Here is a 16449-nt window from a genome sequence, read left to right on the forward strand (position 1 = left end):
CGGCGCCGGGATACCCTTGTTTTGTTTATTTCACTTTAGAGCTTGTTACGCTAGCATAGTAATCCAGTACATTGTTGATGATCACAGCCGCTTCAGCTCTTGAGGCCGAAGCTGTCGGATCCATTTTTCCACCGCTGCCTCCATTTACTAAACCAAGATCTTTGAAGGCATAGACCGCTTCTTTAGCATAACCCGCAATAGAAGCATCATCTGGGAAGTCATGGTTAGTCGCTTGCGGCAATTCAACATTCAGTTTCTTCAATGCATTAAATAGAATTACACACAGGTCCTGACGACTAATGCTGCTATTAGGAGCAAACATACCATTACCGATACCATTGATCAGTTGATTAGAAGTCCCAATCTCAACATAGTTTTGATACCAAGCATCTTTCAGAATGTCAGTAAACTGCTTTTGATTCTCGCCCATGCTGAAGTTGAAGCTTTTTACTACCATGGCAACAAACTCGGCACGGTTTACCTTCCCACTTGGATCAAAGCTTCCGTCTGTGCGTCCGCCGATAATATTTCTCTCCACCAGCGCTGCAATCGCAGATTCTGCCCAGCTAGGAATTAGAGTAGCATCTTTAAACTTATTCTTAAGCTCTTGTCTGATTAGCTCCGGTGTCTTCGTTTTTCCATCTGTTATCGGAGACTGAGGCTGCTGTTCTCCAGGTTTTACGACTTCTCCAGGAATCGATGGTACTGAAGGTACCGCTGGGGTAGTCGGTGTTGGTGTACTTGGTTGACCACCAGCTCCACCGCTGTAAGGTTTAACGATCACAGAGATCTGTACCTTCAGGCCAAGTGGATTAGCTATACCCTCAGGGAAGACAAGATCCCCCTTGATGGTGTACGTTCCTTCCGTATTACCGTTATAGCCTTCCTTGTTCCACTGAACAGAAACGACCTTATTCATCCCGGTATTCAGGGTTACTGATACTGAAGCTGGTAGCTCCAGTGCGTCAAAACTGGTACCATAAGCAACGCTTTTACTTGCTAGTGCTTGCACTGCCGTGATTTCTGGTATCGTAATGACCTCCGGTAGTACTTCGATCGTAATGGATGCCTTCAGGTCTTTGGGATTGCTGACACCTTCCAGAGGTACTAGCGCTCCTTTCAGGATATAAGCTCCTTGCTTATCGCTATTGTAACCTTCACTATTCCAATCGATGGATATCGCCTTTGTCTCACCGTTGTTCAAAGTAGCTATGACCGATGATGGTAGCTTCAATCCATTAAATGGAGTGCCGAATGGAACGCTCTTACTTTCCAAATCCTGCACTATGACAATCTCAGCGACACGAATCACTTCGGGCATTACCTGAATGGTGATGGAAGCTTTCAGATCATTAGGGTTGATCATTCCTTCTTCTAATACCATAGTACTGCTCAGCACGTATGATCCTTCCACATTGCCGTTATAACCAGCAGGGCTCCATTTAACAACAAGTTCCTTCTGCTCATACGTATCAAGCGTTACTGTAGCTGAAGACGGCAATTCCAACTTATCAAAAGCGGTGCCAAATTCAACATTTTTGCCCTCCAGCTTCTCAACTTTAGTAATCTGGATAGGTTTAGTGCCTTCTGGCAATACAACCACTGTAATAGAAACAGTTTGATGGGTACTATTCAATACCCCCTCAGGAAGCTCAAAGCTACCTGCCAGCGTATAACTCCCCGCTTTTCCACCGTTGAAATCTTTACTATCCCATTGTACAGGCAAGTGAATTACCCTTTTGTTGCCCAATGTAGCTTCCACTGTAGCTGGTAAATTCAATTCTCCTGCAGCGGTTCCGAACGGCACACTCAGCAGTTGCGGCTGAACAATCGATATAATTTCTTTAGCATGGGTATCTTCTGTCCATTTGGCATAATACACCGTGCTTATGTTCATTACCGTTTCTACGGTTAATGCATTACCAGTCCCTTCTTTATTATCAAACCAGCCAGCAAAAATGTAGCCTTCACGTTCCGGTACCCGAGGTAAGGTGCTTAATGCTTCACCTTTAAATGCGGTTACTTTGGTAGGAGTCGGTGAGTCCAGATAATTCTGATCGAAGGTGACTTCAATCGGATCAGCATAAATGAGTTCAACATATTGTAAATTTGCATTTAATCCGTTAAAAATCATATACACATTTTGTTTTCCAGTCACTTTGGTTCTGTCTAGGAAGGTTTCCGCTGTCAAATAATGATCAATGTAAGAATTTCCAGGCGTTTGTTTAGTGCTTGCCATTCCATAATTCCCCCAAGCAGCGCCTGCTTTCTGAGCAAAACTAATGCTTGCAAATTCATTACCAAGTTCAAAAGAACCTCCGCCGCTGTAAGCATCAGCGTATGCTCTTCCTTGTGTAGTAGCTCTTTTAACTGGTTTACCCGTATTGTCAGCCTCTGTATAGAATTTAAAAGATGGAGACGATCCGCCTTCACGGGCATACTGCACTCTTACTTCCACAAGATTAGTTAAGTCAACCTGACCGAAATAAACAAGGTCATTAGAATTGACATAACTCATGGCGTCCGTACCACTTTCGAATCTGAACTGGGTATTCGTTGCATAAATCCATGGTGCATTATAAGGATAGATTCTAATACCGTTCTCTACTTTCAGCGTTTCTCTCGGAGCAATATTGATTGGCATAGACGATATGCTCAAATCTGTTATAGCCGCTTTCAAGGAAGCTATGGCTTCTGCAACAACCTCGTCGTTAATCGGCTCAGCAAGAACAGCCTTAACCTCATCCAGCACAGCGTTGAATTTGAGCTTTTTGTAAGCTGTGTATGCATTCATATCGATATTTTGAGCAGCCTTGATATCCGCATCTAACACCGATGTGTCTACATTGTCCTGCTTCAGCTGGAAGGTTAGCCAGTTCAGGTCAATACCAGCACTCTCAAATACAATTCTAAGGGTATGCTCGCCCGCCGACAGCTGAATATCAGGAATTCTAAAGGTTTTCCATACCCCTTTAGTCGTGGTGAGGTCGAAGGTACCCAGTAGCTTATCGCCATCATAGATGCCAAAGGACATTTGGGCGACATCCGATTGGCTAGAGCGAATTCGTGATGTGACTTTGTACATGCCTTCTTTCTCTACATTTACCTTATAGGAGATGGCTTCTCCCTTACTTGTGTTGGTGTAGCATAATCCACCGTCTACGTCATTACTGCTTACTGGCGTGATTATCGGAGTAATGGAGGCAAATTCCGTCTCAGCTACCTTCAATTTAGTATTTTTCCCAATCCTCTTTACTGCCAAAGCTACATCACTGTTGATTCTGACATAATCAAAATCAACAACAAATGGATCTGTAAGATTCTGACTTCCATTAGATGCAAGTAATCCAAACTTCGGATTGGCATAATTCGCAGTTGTACTGCCAAGTGAAATATATTCCTTGCCGTCAGCGCTGACATAACCGGAATAGCTGTTGCCTATTTTTTTCAAACGTAAATACAGCTCTTTCTTTTCTCCAAAAATACTGGTGAGCTGACTGGCAGGCAGTTGTCCGATGGTAACAGGCTCCGTACCTCCGGTTTCTTTGGTCATACCGATGATCTTGCCGCTACTGTATTCATACTTCACCCAGATATAGTTATTGTTATCCTGTGAAGCCGTGATGCCGACGCCGTTATAATTTTGATTTGGCGCTTTGCTCATATTAATTTTCACTGTTGCTTCCCAGTTGCCGAAGGCCTCCTGCTGGAAATAGTTCTTCAAATCTGCATGATCACTCCAGAAGTCGCCTCTTTCAGCGATGATTCTCAAATTGCCGAGAGCAGTGCTCAAAGACCAGTTTTTGTTGTTTTCTGTATTGGTAGCAGTCTCTTTATTAATCGTCCAAAAGTTGCTTAGATTTGTACTATCGAACTCATCGCTCTGTGGTGTCGTACCAAACTGTATCACATAGGAATTCGCCTGATCGGAGCTGATACATTTGATCGTCACTCTTTTATTGATGAGATCTACGTTGGCCGTTGCTTTTACACCATCATTCGTTTCAAACGTAACTTCAGGTAAAGTAGCCCCGTTACTGAGACCTACATCATAACTGAACCTAGTCTGTGCAAACCCCTCAAGCGGCTTACCATCAATCGAGATATTCTTTAAATAAGCATAGGTCGGATTCTCAAAAATCGGTTCCAAGCCTTCCTCCGAAGAGAAAATAACCTTGTAGATCCGTTTCTCTCCTCCGGCCGAAGCAGTAATTACAGCAGCCGGTCTATCTTTATCGGCTTGTCGTATACTTACGTCTACACCAGCTATCGCCGTAGCTTTGACTTCAGGATAGCTGCTAGTTTCAGTCGTTTCACCAAAGGCTTTATAGTCGAGTTTCAATGGATTAAATATTTTGATCTTTTTGCCGCCAACCGTAATATCAGAGAGCTGTGGATCTCCTGATTTGTCCGTATTCACCCGGAACCAATCTCTTCCCGGCGTATAATTGACTACATAATCAATCTTTGCCATTCTTGCAAAGGCTGGAGATTTCATCAAAAAGCTCGTGATATTCTTGGCAGAACGCTGCAATTCTCCCAGGGTCAGACTGCCGTTAGCAAGCGATGTCATCGTATTAAAGGTACTGTTATTCCGATTCTTATGCGTTTCTGCATAATCGTTCGGAATTACCATGTAAAGGTCATTTTGGGCACGGACCATGGCTTTGCCGTTGGTTTCATCATAACGATTGGTAGTGGCATAGAAGCCCTGATCCTCACTCATCTTCGCCCACCAGTCTGTCATGACAATCCCGTCAAAGCCCCATTCTCCGCGGAGGATGGTCGTATTCAGATCATAGTTACTGGAAGCCCAAGTTCCGTTTACCGGACCATAGGACGTCATCACTGAACGCGCCTTTCCACTCTTCACTGCCATTTCATAACCTTTCAAATAAATCTCGCGAAGCGCTCTTTCAGAGACAAGTGCATTCACAAGATGTCTATCCGTTTCCTGATTGTTCGCTGCGAAATGCTTAATAGTAGGCGATGTACCGTTCTTCTGAAGACCTCTTGTCTGCGCAGCAGCCATGATGCCTGTCAGTAACGGATCCTCTGAAAAATACTCAAAGTTTCTTCCGTTCAGGGGACTTCTGTGGATATTGATTCCCGGTCCAAGCAGCGTATCGATATTGTTAATCAGCATTTCTTTACCGAGAAGATTGAACAATCTTTCATTTAGCTCGGTGTTCCACGTACAGGCAAGCATCGTCCCGTTCGGGATACTGGTTGCCTTCTCTGCATTGGTCTCCATCCGGATTCCTGAAGGACCGTCGGCAGCACTGTCGATAGGGAGTCCGAATTTCAGCAGATTTTTAGTGACACCACCAAAAGCCGCAGCGGTTCCGGCAGTAACTTTAGGGCTAGACATCCCTTCCCCTAAAATAATGGCCCCCAGATCGTTGTTGGACAATTGTGCAATGAACTGATCCATAGTCACTTTCTGATTGTATACATCCAATAAGGTATAACCCTTGTCCCCAGTTTGTGGAATGGACGCAGGGAGATTTTGCTTGATTCTTTCATCCAAGTCGGTAGTCCGTGTCGGTACCTTTTCAGTGACAGTGGTAAAAGTACCATTTTCATTCGGTTGTCCTGGTTTGATACGATCAAATTCCTTAGTTGGCGCGAGCGCTTCCTGCAAGGTTTCTACAACCTTCAAAGCATTAAGGCTGTATACTCCTTGCTTTTCGCTGTCACTTACACTGTTGCCTACGTAAATATTATAGTCACCAGCTTCTAGAACATAAGATGAATCATGACCTGTAATTCCACTATCATCATATGAGGCCATATCTTTGGTGTCATATGTGATGGTGATCGACTGTGATTCCCCAGGCTGTAACAGCCGGGTTTTAGCAAAAGCAGCAAGCTCCTTGGCTGGCTTGCCAAGTTTACCTTGTGGTGCACCGTAATAAATCTGTACAACTTCTTTGCCTTCCACCTTACCTGTATTCTGAACAGTTACAGTCACTGCAACCTCATTCTCACCAGCGTTGACATTATCAGTCGTGATCTTGAAATTGGTATAGGACAGTCCGTACCCAAATGGATAGAGCACCTTATCCAGAGCAAAGGTCTCAAAATAGCGGTAGCCTACATAAATATCCTCACTATAAGAATTCTCAGTTTTGCTGCCAAAATGTGCAGTAGAAGGATAGTCAGCAAGTGTAGCTGCAATCGTATCGCTCAATTTTCCGCTTGGCGTAACATCTCCGGTCAGTACATCGGCTACTGCGCTACCGCCTTCCATCCCCCCTTGCCATGTGTACAAAATAGCAGCTTTGGGATAGTTTTTAGCCCATGACATATCGATAACGTTGGCTACGTTCAATACGATGGCCACTCGGTCGAATTTGGCATAGACCCGGTTGAGCATGTCTACTTCAAGGTCTGTCAGCTTATAGGCACCCTTGACGTCCGTATTATCCTTATCTTCACCGGCTGTTCTGCCGATGATGACCACAGCTGTATCCGTTTTTGCTTTTGCTGCATCCACAATTTCATCGGTTAAAGGCATTTCTGCCTGTGACCATGGCTCTGCTGCCCAGCCACCACCGCCATTGTTGAAAGGATTCTTTTTGATCCAGTCGGCATAAACCTTCGCCAGATCTTCATTTAACTTGAGACTGGGATTGTTCCGAAGGCCTTCCAGAATCCCATTCACATAATTTACTCTTACCGCACCGCCAGATCCTGTGCCTGACTTGTAATAATGCGCTTGTATGCGGCCAAATACCGATACATTTTCACTCATCTTGATAGGGAGCACTTGTTCATTCTCATTTACTTGTGATCCTGCTGGTTTATACTCCGGATTTTGCAGCAGCACAATACCTTCAGCGGCCACTTCTCTGGACACATCCGCTAATCCCGGGAGAACCTTAGCCAAAACGGGAGAACTGGTACTAGGCGTTATGATTGAGGTTATCAGAATGCAGCAGAACAATATTTTAAGTAAGCGATTACAATTTTTCCTCATACTTATCACCATTCCTTTCGATTAAGGTACAGCTTAGGATAATGGGTCATCGTAAAGAGCGAGTTTTCAATTAAAAATTTCTAATGCATAAACGTTCGCTTCATAAACCGATAGGATGATTTTACTTTCAGGAAGGAGTTATTCTCTAAGAGCGCTAGCCGCTGTGGAGTAAGGCTTATTCAAGCATCAAGTGTGTTACTGATTAAATCTAAACCGGTTTAGATTTTTCGCATAATTCTCCTAACTCATACTTACAAATTAAAACGTGCGAAAATGTTCATTAATTCCTCCTTTACTTTTTAAACTTACATTGAATACTATCATCAGAAATATCATCCTAACATAGAAAATCCTCATAGATTTATTGAATATACTCATGTATCACAGAATTCAAGTTTTTCAAAATAACTAAAAAGACTCACTCGGCCGATAGCTAAACTTATAAACTGAAGTTAAGATGGAGCCATTATAAAACAGCTACATTAATAATAGCAGGGAGAATCAGCATCGCTCAATGCCGATTCTCCCTGCTATAAAAACCAAATGCAAGCTCGTGGACTTTCGTTGAAGTAGAATTATTTTGCAGATAAAAGACTCTCAGTAATGTAATTTAACTGCGCTTCAAGCGTAACGGGATCACTATATGTATCAGCGGTTGGGTCTAGTTGGAATACGTTGCCTGTTTTTACGGCAGGAAGATGCTTCCATAAGGGGTTGTCATAGACGATTTTCGGATCACTCGTATCGCCAGCCCATGGGCATGTGAATACAATATCTCCAGCAAATTGAGGCAGCTTCTCAAGGGAGATTGTTGCCCAACCAGTGCCGCTGTCTATAGCTTCTTTCTGCGCTTCAGGAGGTGCTTTCAGACCAAATTCATTATAAATAATTTCTCCACCGCGCCCGTAGCTGTGACCGAATACGAATAGACCACCGGAAAACGGATTTAGGATAGAAACGGTTTTGTCACCTACAGCTGCTAACACCTGAGGCTTCAATTCTTTGATTTTTTTGTTCCATTGTTCCACCCAAGCTTTAGCTTCGGCTTCTTTCCCCGTTAATGTACCGAAATCAAGCATTTGTTCTCTGATAGTTTTTGCACCGTATTGAATGGCTACTACTGGCGCTATTTCGGCCAGCTTGTCGAGTCCTTCCATTCCGGAGAATACAACAATAAGATCAGGGTTCAGCTCTAAAATGTGTTCAAGAGATGGTTCATCTCCAAGGCCTTGAACGCCTTCCAGCATTCCTTCAAAGTAGGGACTGTTTAAGACACCATTCATAACACCAACCGGTTTGATTCCTAACGCCAAGAAGTATCCAGTGTCGAAGGAGGTTAAATCGACAATCCGCTTCGGATGTCTGGGTACTTGAATATCTCCGTTACTTGCTTGATATGTAACCATGTCCACTTCGCTGGATGAGTCATTGCTGTTTGATGAAGATACGGCACTCTCTGTCCCGTCTACTGAGGAGGTAGTATGCTCAACTGCTTGTCCGCAAGCTGCTAGCAGTAACGTTATAACCAAAGTAAACACAAGCAATAGATAAGTTTTTGGAGATTTAAACAAAATAAATTCACTCCAATCGACATATTATATATTGATATTGATATTGATAATCATTATCAATGTAACTATATAATATTATTCTATTCTTGGCAATGGAGAATGCGTTAACATCTACTGCATGTACCTTTTGGACACCTACTACACACTAAAAATAAAAGGACAGCCCCATGGCTGTCCCTTAATCTTTTCAAGTCATTATATGCTCTTTACATCTGTTACGCCTATTACACATGTCCTTGCTTAGCAACATCACGCGCCTTGGCCGCAACCTGTTCCGGATCTCCTAAATAAAAGCGGCTGATTGGATTAATGTCCTCATCCAGTTTGTACACGAGTGGTACTCCTGTAGGAATATTGAGCTCCAGCAGTGCTGCCTCATCAATATCTTCCATAAATTTGATCAACGCTCGCAGTGTATTGCCATGGGCTGAAATGAGCACCCGTTCCTTTTTACGTACAAGGGGAACGATGCGGTTTCTCCAGAAATCACCCACACGATGAACAGTATCTTCCAGACTCTCGCCTCGCGGAATATCCTCCGGACGAATACTGCTATAACGAATATCATTTCTGGCATACCGAGGATCATTAAGCTCAAGCAGTGGAGGCCGAACCGATAAACTCCGTCGCCAGAGATGCAATTGTTCTTCACCGTATTTTATCGCCGTTTCACTTTTACTAAGTCCCTGAAGTGCACCATAATGCCGTTCATTCAGCTTCCAGGACTTTTGCACAGGAATCCATAGCAGATCCATTTCATCGAGAACATAGTTGAGTGTTTTGATCGATCGTTTGAGTACCGATGCAAAAGCTAGATCAAATGTATACCCTTCATCCTTCAAAAGCTTGCCAGCAGCCTTAGCCTCTTGAATACCCTTTTCGGTTAAATCCGGATCACTCCAACCCGTAAACAAATTCTGCACATTGTACTGGCTTTCACCATGACGTATCAGTACGATTTCGTACATTTTATCTCTCCTCCCACCTATATGCTCTCGAACTCTGTTACATCATGCAATAGATCACCGTGATAATCTCTAGTATGGGCGTTTTTTTTGGCAATTGAATGTAAGATATGCAACAGAATGCAAAATTACCCTCACAGGAGATTTATTCTATTGTATCAAATATACATTCTTATATTTCAAAAAAACCGGAAGCCTGTTGGCTCCGGTTATTTAAAGTCTTTGGTCATATCCAGCGATTGTATACCTGCTCAGTTTAGAACCAGCTATCTATGGCAAAAGCACTCGATTGTTTTAATCTTCTCAAACGGTTTCTAAAAAGCCCTGCGCCTCCACTTTTACAATCGGTGTTGCAGATTCGGCGTCTGATCATCATCCCATGCGTCTCCCCTTCCAAGAAGTTATGTAAATTCTCTGTAAACTAAACTGCAAAGTATTTACCCTTGGATGAAATAACTGAAACAACGAATTTAAATCAGCGGATCTCAGATGGACTTTTTCCGGTATACTGCTTGAACTGGCGGCTGAAAAAGAAAATGTCACGGTATCCAAGTGCATCCGCTACCTCAGTAACATTCATCCCAGCGTAGAGCAGCAAATGCTGAGCACGCTCAATCCGAGCTCGAATGACATAAGATTGAACGGAAGAGCCAGTAAGCTCCTTAAACTTAATTGAGAAATACCGAGGCGACAGCCCTGCACGTGCAGCAAGATCCTCTACGCGATGCGAAATCCCGGGATGTTGGCTCACATAATTCGCTATTTCGTGAATAATCTCTGTTAAATGGTTGCTAGCATAACGTTCTACAGGCTTCACTCGGTCCTCCCTAAGCAGATGAATCATTAGTTGCTTTAGAACAAGCTGCCCTTCTTCCTCAGCCGCGTACGTATCCACTAGGAACAGCCGGACGTAACGAGCAAGCAGATGCTCAAATTCAACGGTTTCTGCAAGTACGCGATAGGGCAGCGGAACATCCGTCACCTCTCCGGTGACATCAAAATGAATATATGTAAGGACAAGTGGTCTTTGCGGATTATGAGTAGCGCTAGTATGGTCACCCGGACGGAACAAGAAGCAGCTCCCCTTGCCCACTTGGAAGGGTTCCCCGTTACGAATAACCGTCCCTTCCCCGCTCCATACATAGAATAAATCATAATTTTGCAGCGACTTCTCTCTTTTTTGCCATTTCCAGCTTGGTTCGCACACAATCTTCGCCAAGGCAGGTAATATAACAAAAGAGGATGGCGATGCGTGCAGCATAACGTTCCCTCCTAAAAGTTTTGTTAGCATAATCTACTTGAGTTACTCCGCAAAACTCGCTTCGTAAGCATTCACATTGTTTTGTTAGCATAATCTGCTTGAGTTACTCCGCAAAACTCACTTCGTAAGCATTCACATTGTTTTGTTAGCATAATCTACTTGAGTTACTCCGCAAAACTCGATTCGTAAGCATTCACATTGTTTTGTTAGCATAATCTGCTTGAGTTACTCCGCAAAACTTGCATCGTTAGCATTCACTTCGTTTTGCTTCCCATCCCCACCATCATACCTTGTCATGTTGCAGTTTGTACATCTTCCCACGCCAAAAGCAGGCGCTTTATTCCTTCCTCCAGCTCCACAGCATTCAGATGAGCAAAAGCAAAACATGCGGCTGGCTCCCCCGGCGAAACTTGATATAACGCCACATCTCTGAAATCCGTGCCGCGCCTGTGCGCTGCCGCCCGGAATGCCACGAACTCTTCTCTACTGCGTAGCCACCGCGCATATACTTGCAGCCCCGCATCGCCAGGCAGCAGCTCAAACAGCTCATTAAGCTGTTCCGACAGCATCGTCCTAAGGATGCGACCGCGTTCACCATAAATGCGGGTCATCCGACGCAGATGACGGCCATAGCCGCCGGTATTCATAAAACGAGCCAATGCCCGCTGTTCCAGCAGTCCGACTGGTAAAGGCTCATATAACGCCTTAGCGGCGATCGTCGGCTTTACCAGAGAAGGTGGAAGCACTGCAAAGCCAAGCCGAAGGCCAGAGAACATCGTGTTTGAGAAGGAGCCAATATACACGACCCGTTCTCCGCGATCTAGCGCTTTTAATGGCTCGATTGGACGTCCCGACCACCGAAACTCACTGTCATAATCATCTTCAATGATTACCGCTTCATGTCGCTGCGCCCATTCCAGCAAGATACGCCTCCGTTCCAAAGGGAGCACCACACCTGTAGGAAATTGGCGACTTGGTGTAACAAACAACAGACGCGCATCCCACTCCTCCGGAATTAGACCGCTATCATCCAGCTTTCCTACCAGCAATCGTCCCCCATTGATCTCTACCGCTCGGCGAATCCCATGGAAACCCGGATCCTCGACAACCGCTTCGCCCCCTGCATCCAGCAGCAGCTGGGTCAAAATAACGATGCCTTGCATCGAACCGCTAAACAATACGATATGCTCTACATCCGCACGAATCCCGCGGGTAATCCGCAGATGCGCAGCGATAGCTTTGCGAAGCCCTTCATCTCCTTCGGGAGGACAAGTGCTTTGCAGCATACCGCCTTCTTTCCCTCCAGCATACGTTAGCGCACTGCGCCATTCGGCGTAAGGAAAGTGCTCCATCCGCATACCGCCGCTAAGGAAGCTTACAACATTCTTGCTACGCTGCTCATACAAGGGTGTCGGGCGCGTGAGCAGTCGTTCTCCCCATGCCGAAAGTGGGATCGTTCTCTCAGATGCAGAGCCTCCCCCAGCAGCATCTGCCACCTCACCCAAAGTCACATTTTCACGCTTATTATCTCCAGAAGCTGAAACAAAGCTATCTTTTGATACGAATGTCCCCCGTCCAGTCACCGTCCTTACATAACCATCAGCGAGCAACATTTCATACACCTGCGAGACCGATCCGCGCGACAAGTCATAGTGCAAAGCCAGACTTCGTGTAGACGGCAGCTGAGTGCCACCCGGGAGAGTTCCCTCCAATATTCCAGCGCGAAGTGCATGATATAACGCTAAATATTTGTAGCGGTGTATCGCCAGATATTGATCGAATGCCAGCGTAATATTCATTGTTTCCCTCCTTGGCCAGCAAGTGGTCCATTAAAAACTATCTTAATTGGTCCTTTTTAATTGTCAACTACTCTACTATTCTTGAAAGAACATCTACATCGGAGCAAATGCTCTACACTATTAAGAATAAGGACGTGAACCCTATGCGCAGAAAAGAATTTCAAGTAGATCAGGAGGAAGAATTGATCTCTTTTCTAGACGGAATGAGCTTCGGTTTTCTCGGTACAAGCGATGAACAGGGGCTACCGCGGGTGACACCGCTGAATTTTGTATATACAGATGGTTGTTTCTATTTCCACGGTAGTCATGCTGGCGGCAAAATGAAGGCGATCCGCAATCAGCAGAAGGTCTGCTTTACCGTAGCGGATGAGTATGCACTGATTCCGTCTTATTTTAGCGATCCAGAGATGGCCTGCCCAGCAACCGCATATTTTAAAAGTGTTACCGCCTACGGCATAGCCGAGCCCGTCGAAGACATTAGCGAAAAAGCCATCGTACTCTCCTTATTTATGAAAAAACTCCAGCCCGAGGGCGGCTATAATCAGATAGATGCAGAGGACCCTAAATACCGTCCCCGTCTAAAGGGCGTCGCGGTAGTGCGCATTACCCCAGATGAGATCACGGCGAAGTTTAAGTTTGGGCAAAATCTAAAAGAAGAAGGACGTTCTGGGGTCATTTCCGGCCTATCTGAAAGAAATCATCCACGTGATGAAGAAACCATTGAAATGATGAAAAAATACTGCCCCTATCACTCCGAATAATAGATACGGATAAACCAGTTTCTCGTTCAAAATAAGCGCTACGTATAGTGTAAAACTTAAACTTCCTTAAATTTTAAAAAAACGTATCTTTCCAAGTGACGGTTGCAAGTGGCGGTGATATAATGTTAGGCAATGTTAACAGTATGTATCCCCAAAGAACCCTGGAAGGATGAAACTGATGAATCCACTAGCTGGACAATTAAACGAAAGTATCAAAGCAGGAAATGAACATGTATATGATATGCTCTCTACGCTTGGCAAAGAAATTTACTTCCCTAAGGAGGGTATCCTGAGTCAATCTGCTGAAGCAGGAGCTCACGCCAAGAAATACAACGCAACCATCGGTATTGCTACCGAAGGCGGTGTACCTATGCACCTCGGTGTCATTCAGGATAAGCTTTCCGCTTACAGCCCTAAGGATCTGTATAGTTACGCTCCTCCAGCAGGTAAACCAGAACTGCGTACTGTATGGCGTGAAAAGATGCTGCGCGAAAATCCATCGCTAGAAGGTAAAACCATCAGCAATCCTGTTGTAACCAACGCCCTGACTCATGGGCTTAGCATTGTCGCTGACCTCTTCGCTGAGCCAGGTGACGCTATCATCTACCCAGATAAGAATTGGGAAAACTATGAACTAACCTTCGGAATTCGCCGCCATGGGGAGACCGTTAACTATCCGCTTTTTACAGAAGAAATGACCTTTAACAGTACGGGTCTTGAAGAAGCGCTACTGGCTCAAAAAGAACGCGGAAAAGCGATCGTTCTGCTGAACTTCCCTAACAATCCTACAGGATATACTCCAGGGATTAAGGAAGGCGATGAAATCGTCGCAGCTATCCTTCGTGCGGCTGAGGAAGGCATTAACGTGGTTGTCGTAAGTGATGATGCCTACTTCGGACTGTTCTTTGAAGACTCACTAAAGGAATCATTATTCGGTAAGCTTGCTCATCTGCACCCACGTGTGCTTCCAATCAAAATTGACGGTGCAACTAAAGAAGAATTCGTCTGGGGCTTCCGTGTTGGCTTCATCACTTATGCCTCGGAAGACAAGGATTTGCTGGCTGCATTGGAGCAAAAAACATTAGGCATCATTCGCGCCACTATTTCCAGCGGTGCACACCCATCACAGACCTTCGTATTGGATGCATTGAAATCTCCACAATTCGAAGAACAGAAGGAAGAGAAGTTCCAAATCATGAAGGGCCGTGCGAATAAAGTAAAAGCGCTGCTCGATAGCGGCAAATACGGCGATGATGTATGGACGTATTATCCTTTTAACTCCGGCTACTTCATGTGTCTGAAGCTGCATACTGTTTCGGCTGAAGCTCTTCGGCTTCACCTGATTCATAATTACGGACTGGGCACTATCGCTCTCGGTGAAACAGATCTGCGGATTGCTTTCTCTTGTATCGAAGAAGAACAGCTCGAAGATCTGTTTGATCTTGTATACGCAGGCGTTCGTGATCTGGAAAAAGCTTAAAAAATCTTTCATATTCCTTCCAATCAGCTCCGTTTCTACGGGGCTGATTTTTTTCTGGACTCCTCCGGCATTGGCCTATACATGCTTCTCTCTCCGCACATACAATACGATGTACTCAAGTACAACACACACCGAAAGGGGAATGAACATGAGCGAAGAAGTAAGAGGCGGATTTAACGGTTGTTGTGGCGGTGGATTCACAAGCACTGGCGCGATTCTGGTTCTCTTTATCCTGCTGGTAATCATCAGCCGTTCACTCTTTGTCTAACTAAAGATGACAGTCTCGGGAGAGAGCCTTGAGCTCTTTCCCTTTTCCAGTGGTACACCTCATTCCCCACACAAAAAAAGGCTCCCTCATCCGTAGAATCCTCTACTTTTGAGAAAGCCTTTTTTATTTTGAAATAATCTCTTACAAATCCTCGTCAACCATCCGTGCTGCTTTGCGGGACAAGTATCCCTTAAACAGAAAGGATACCAGAATCCCTGCTGCAAAGGTACCAATCACTGGTAGTAGGCGGTCGCCTATAGAGGCTAAGAAAGGTAAACCAAGAATCAGTGCCACTACCAGATGCGCGCGGAATACGAATTGCGTTGTGTTATCCGCCTTACTGCCTTCAGGAAAGGGATACACTGTCAACCAAAAAGATTCACTGTGCAATTTGCGAAGTGCCGACAACTGTACGCCAATAATGAATAGGAAGAACAAATAGATCGCGGTGCCAAAATAACTGTCACGGTTTAACCAATTCAGCAGCAAAGCCAGCACCGAAATCCGCATAATGATTCCGAAGATATCTCCCCGGGCGAAGCTTTTGGTCAACAGATAACGGTAAGCCGTATCCTTACGCCAAGGCAGCCGAGCCCCCCATTTGGAAAGATAGCGACGAGGATACACCCGCTGCTCACGGCCTGGCACATCCACGAACCAGCCCAGAACCATCAGGGCGCGTCCACCTTGATTTTTTTCCATGGCGATTAGTCTTTCCCAAGGGACGGCGTGGCGTCCAGGTACGGATAGTGCAACCAGATAGGCTGCTGCTAATAGCGCCATAAATATCAGGCTTCTACCGGCAGGCTGCCACAACCAAGCAGCAATAATTAATCCTCCTACTGCCCAGCGTAAGAAAGTGAATATGCCTGCCATCGGACGCGACAGCATAGCTATCTCTTTCCATAAGCCGTAACTCGCGATTAGCTTCACAGCAATCAGAATCAATATTGTAAATAACAGCCGCTTAGGCGAGTCATCTGTACGTATGTACAACGGCCAAAGGGTAATGAGTACAAATAATAATCGAACAATCTTCCATACGTTCCCACTCACCCACGAAGGTGCGAAATATTCCTTCATTCGATGTCCTTGAGGCAATAGAAAGATCGTATCCGGAGTCTGCAAATAAGTGCGGAAGCTGCTATTTACTGCTGCAGGCAGCAGTATTGCAAGCATAATCCAGCGGATGGGAATGCCTTCAGGCACATTCTGTAACAACGATGTATACCAAGCAGAGAAGACAATCAACACAAAGAGGAAGACCATAGCTACGCCGCTTTGAATGATATATCCCACATAAGGAAGCATACTTCCCATGAATCGACCTCGCCGCGTGCGCCGCAGCTCTTTCAAATCCAT

9 protein-coding genes are annotated in these 16449 nt (G+C 45.0%); 3 read left to right on the plus strand and 6 right to left on the minus strand.

Annotated features, from left to right (window positions below; all coding sequences use genetic code 11):
* Nucleotides 1-25: 25 nt before the first annotated feature.
* The 5 genes from MKX41_RS19495 to pdxR form a co-directional block, all read right to left on the minus strand.
* Entirely contained in the window at nucleotides 26-6862 is a 6837-nt protein-coding gene (locus tag MKX41_RS19495; protein WP_340972721.1) for a glycoside hydrolase family 3 N-terminal domain-containing protein, read from the minus strand.
* A gap of 695 nt (nucleotides 6863-7557) precedes the next feature.
* Entirely contained in the window at nucleotides 7558-8553 is a 996-nt protein-coding gene (locus MKX41_RS19500; RefSeq protein ID WP_340972722.1) for an ABC transporter substrate-binding protein, read from the minus strand.
* A gap of 224 nt (nucleotides 8554-8777) precedes the next feature.
* On the minus strand, nucleotides 8778-9521 hold the full coding sequence (gene gpmA / locus MKX41_RS19505) for a 2,3-diphosphoglycerate-dependent phosphoglycerate mutase (protein WP_042191518.1): 744 nt from the start codon (nucleotides 9519-9521) through the stop codon (nucleotides 8778-8780).
* Nucleotides 9522-9993: 472 nt separating this feature from the next.
* Nucleotides 9994-10779 (minus strand): helix-turn-helix domain-containing protein, encoded by a 786-nt coding sequence (locus MKX41_RS19510; protein ID WP_042191520.1) that lies wholly within the window; start codon nucleotides 10777-10779, stop codon nucleotides 9994-9996.
* A 293-nt stretch (nucleotides 10780-11072) separates the two neighbouring features.
* A complete protein-coding gene (pdxR, locus tag MKX41_RS19515; protein ID WP_340972725.1) occupies nucleotides 11073-12578 on the minus strand; it encodes a MocR-like pyridoxine biosynthesis transcription factor PdxR in 1506 nt (501 codons plus the stop codon).
* Nucleotides 12579-12721: 143 nt separating this feature from the next.
* Between pdxR and MKX41_RS19520 the strand changes: the two genes are divergently transcribed.
* The 3 genes from MKX41_RS19520 to MKX41_RS19530 all read left to right on the plus strand — a co-directional run bounded on the left by MKX41_RS19520 (nucleotide 12722) and on the right by MKX41_RS19530 (nucleotide 15087).
* On the plus strand, nucleotides 12722-13339 hold the full coding sequence (locus MKX41_RS19520; protein ID WP_042191524.1) for a pyridoxamine 5'-phosphate oxidase family protein: 618 nt from the start codon (nucleotides 12722-12724) through the stop codon (nucleotides 13337-13339).
* 178 nt (nucleotides 13340-13517) lie between these two features.
* On the plus strand, nucleotides 13518-14819 hold the full coding sequence (locus MKX41_RS19525; protein ID WP_339798465.1) for an aminotransferase class I/II-fold pyridoxal phosphate-dependent enzyme: 1302 nt from the start codon (nucleotides 13518-13520) through the stop codon (nucleotides 14817-14819).
* Nucleotides 14820-14967: 148 nt separating this feature from the next.
* Nucleotides 14968-15087, plus strand: coding sequence for a YjcZ family sporulation protein (locus MKX41_RS19530; RefSeq protein ID WP_212567871.1), 120 nt, complete (start codon nucleotides 14968-14970; stop codon nucleotides 15085-15087).
* 141 nt (nucleotides 15088-15228) lie between these two features.
* On the opposite strand, the gene MKX41_RS19535 is transcribed toward MKX41_RS19530, so the two are convergent.
* Nucleotides 15229-16449: an ABC transporter permease gene (locus tag MKX41_RS19535; protein WP_340972728.1), complete on the minus strand. Its 1221-nt coding sequence runs from the start codon at nucleotides 16447-16449 to the stop codon at nucleotides 15229-15231.

Origin of the sequence: Paenibacillus sp. FSL R5-0475 (assembly GCF_038004585.1) — a bacterium.
Taxonomy (GTDB): domain Bacteria; phylum Bacillota; class Bacilli; order Paenibacillales; family Paenibacillaceae; genus Paenibacillus_AQ.

Coding starts and splice junctions, on each gene's coding strand:
- gpmA (WP_042191518.1), bottom strand. CDS start 9,521: ATGTACGAAATCGTACTGATACGTCATGGTGAAAGCCAGTACAATGTG.
- MKX41_RS19510 (WP_042191520.1), bottom strand. CDS start 10,779: ATGCTGCACGCATCGCCATCCTCTTTTGTTATATTACCTGCCTTGGCG.
- pdxR (WP_340972725.1), bottom strand. CDS start 12,578: ATGAATATTACGCTGGCATTCGATCAATATCTGGCGATACACCGCTAC.
- MKX41_RS19520 (WP_042191524.1), top strand. CDS start 12,722: ATGCGCAGAAAAGAATTTCAAGTAGATCAGGAGGAAGAATTGATCTCT.
- MKX41_RS19525 (WP_339798465.1), top strand. CDS start 13,518: ATGAATCCACTAGCTGGACAATTAAACGAAAGTATCAAAGCAGGAAAT.
- MKX41_RS19530 (WP_212567871.1), top strand. CDS start 14,968: ATGAGCGAAGAAGTAAGAGGCGGATTTAACGGTTGTTGTGGCGGTGGA.
- MKX41_RS19535 (WP_340972728.1), bottom strand. CDS start 16,449: ATGGATTTGAAAGAGCTGCGGCGCACGCGGCGAGGTCGATTCATGGGA.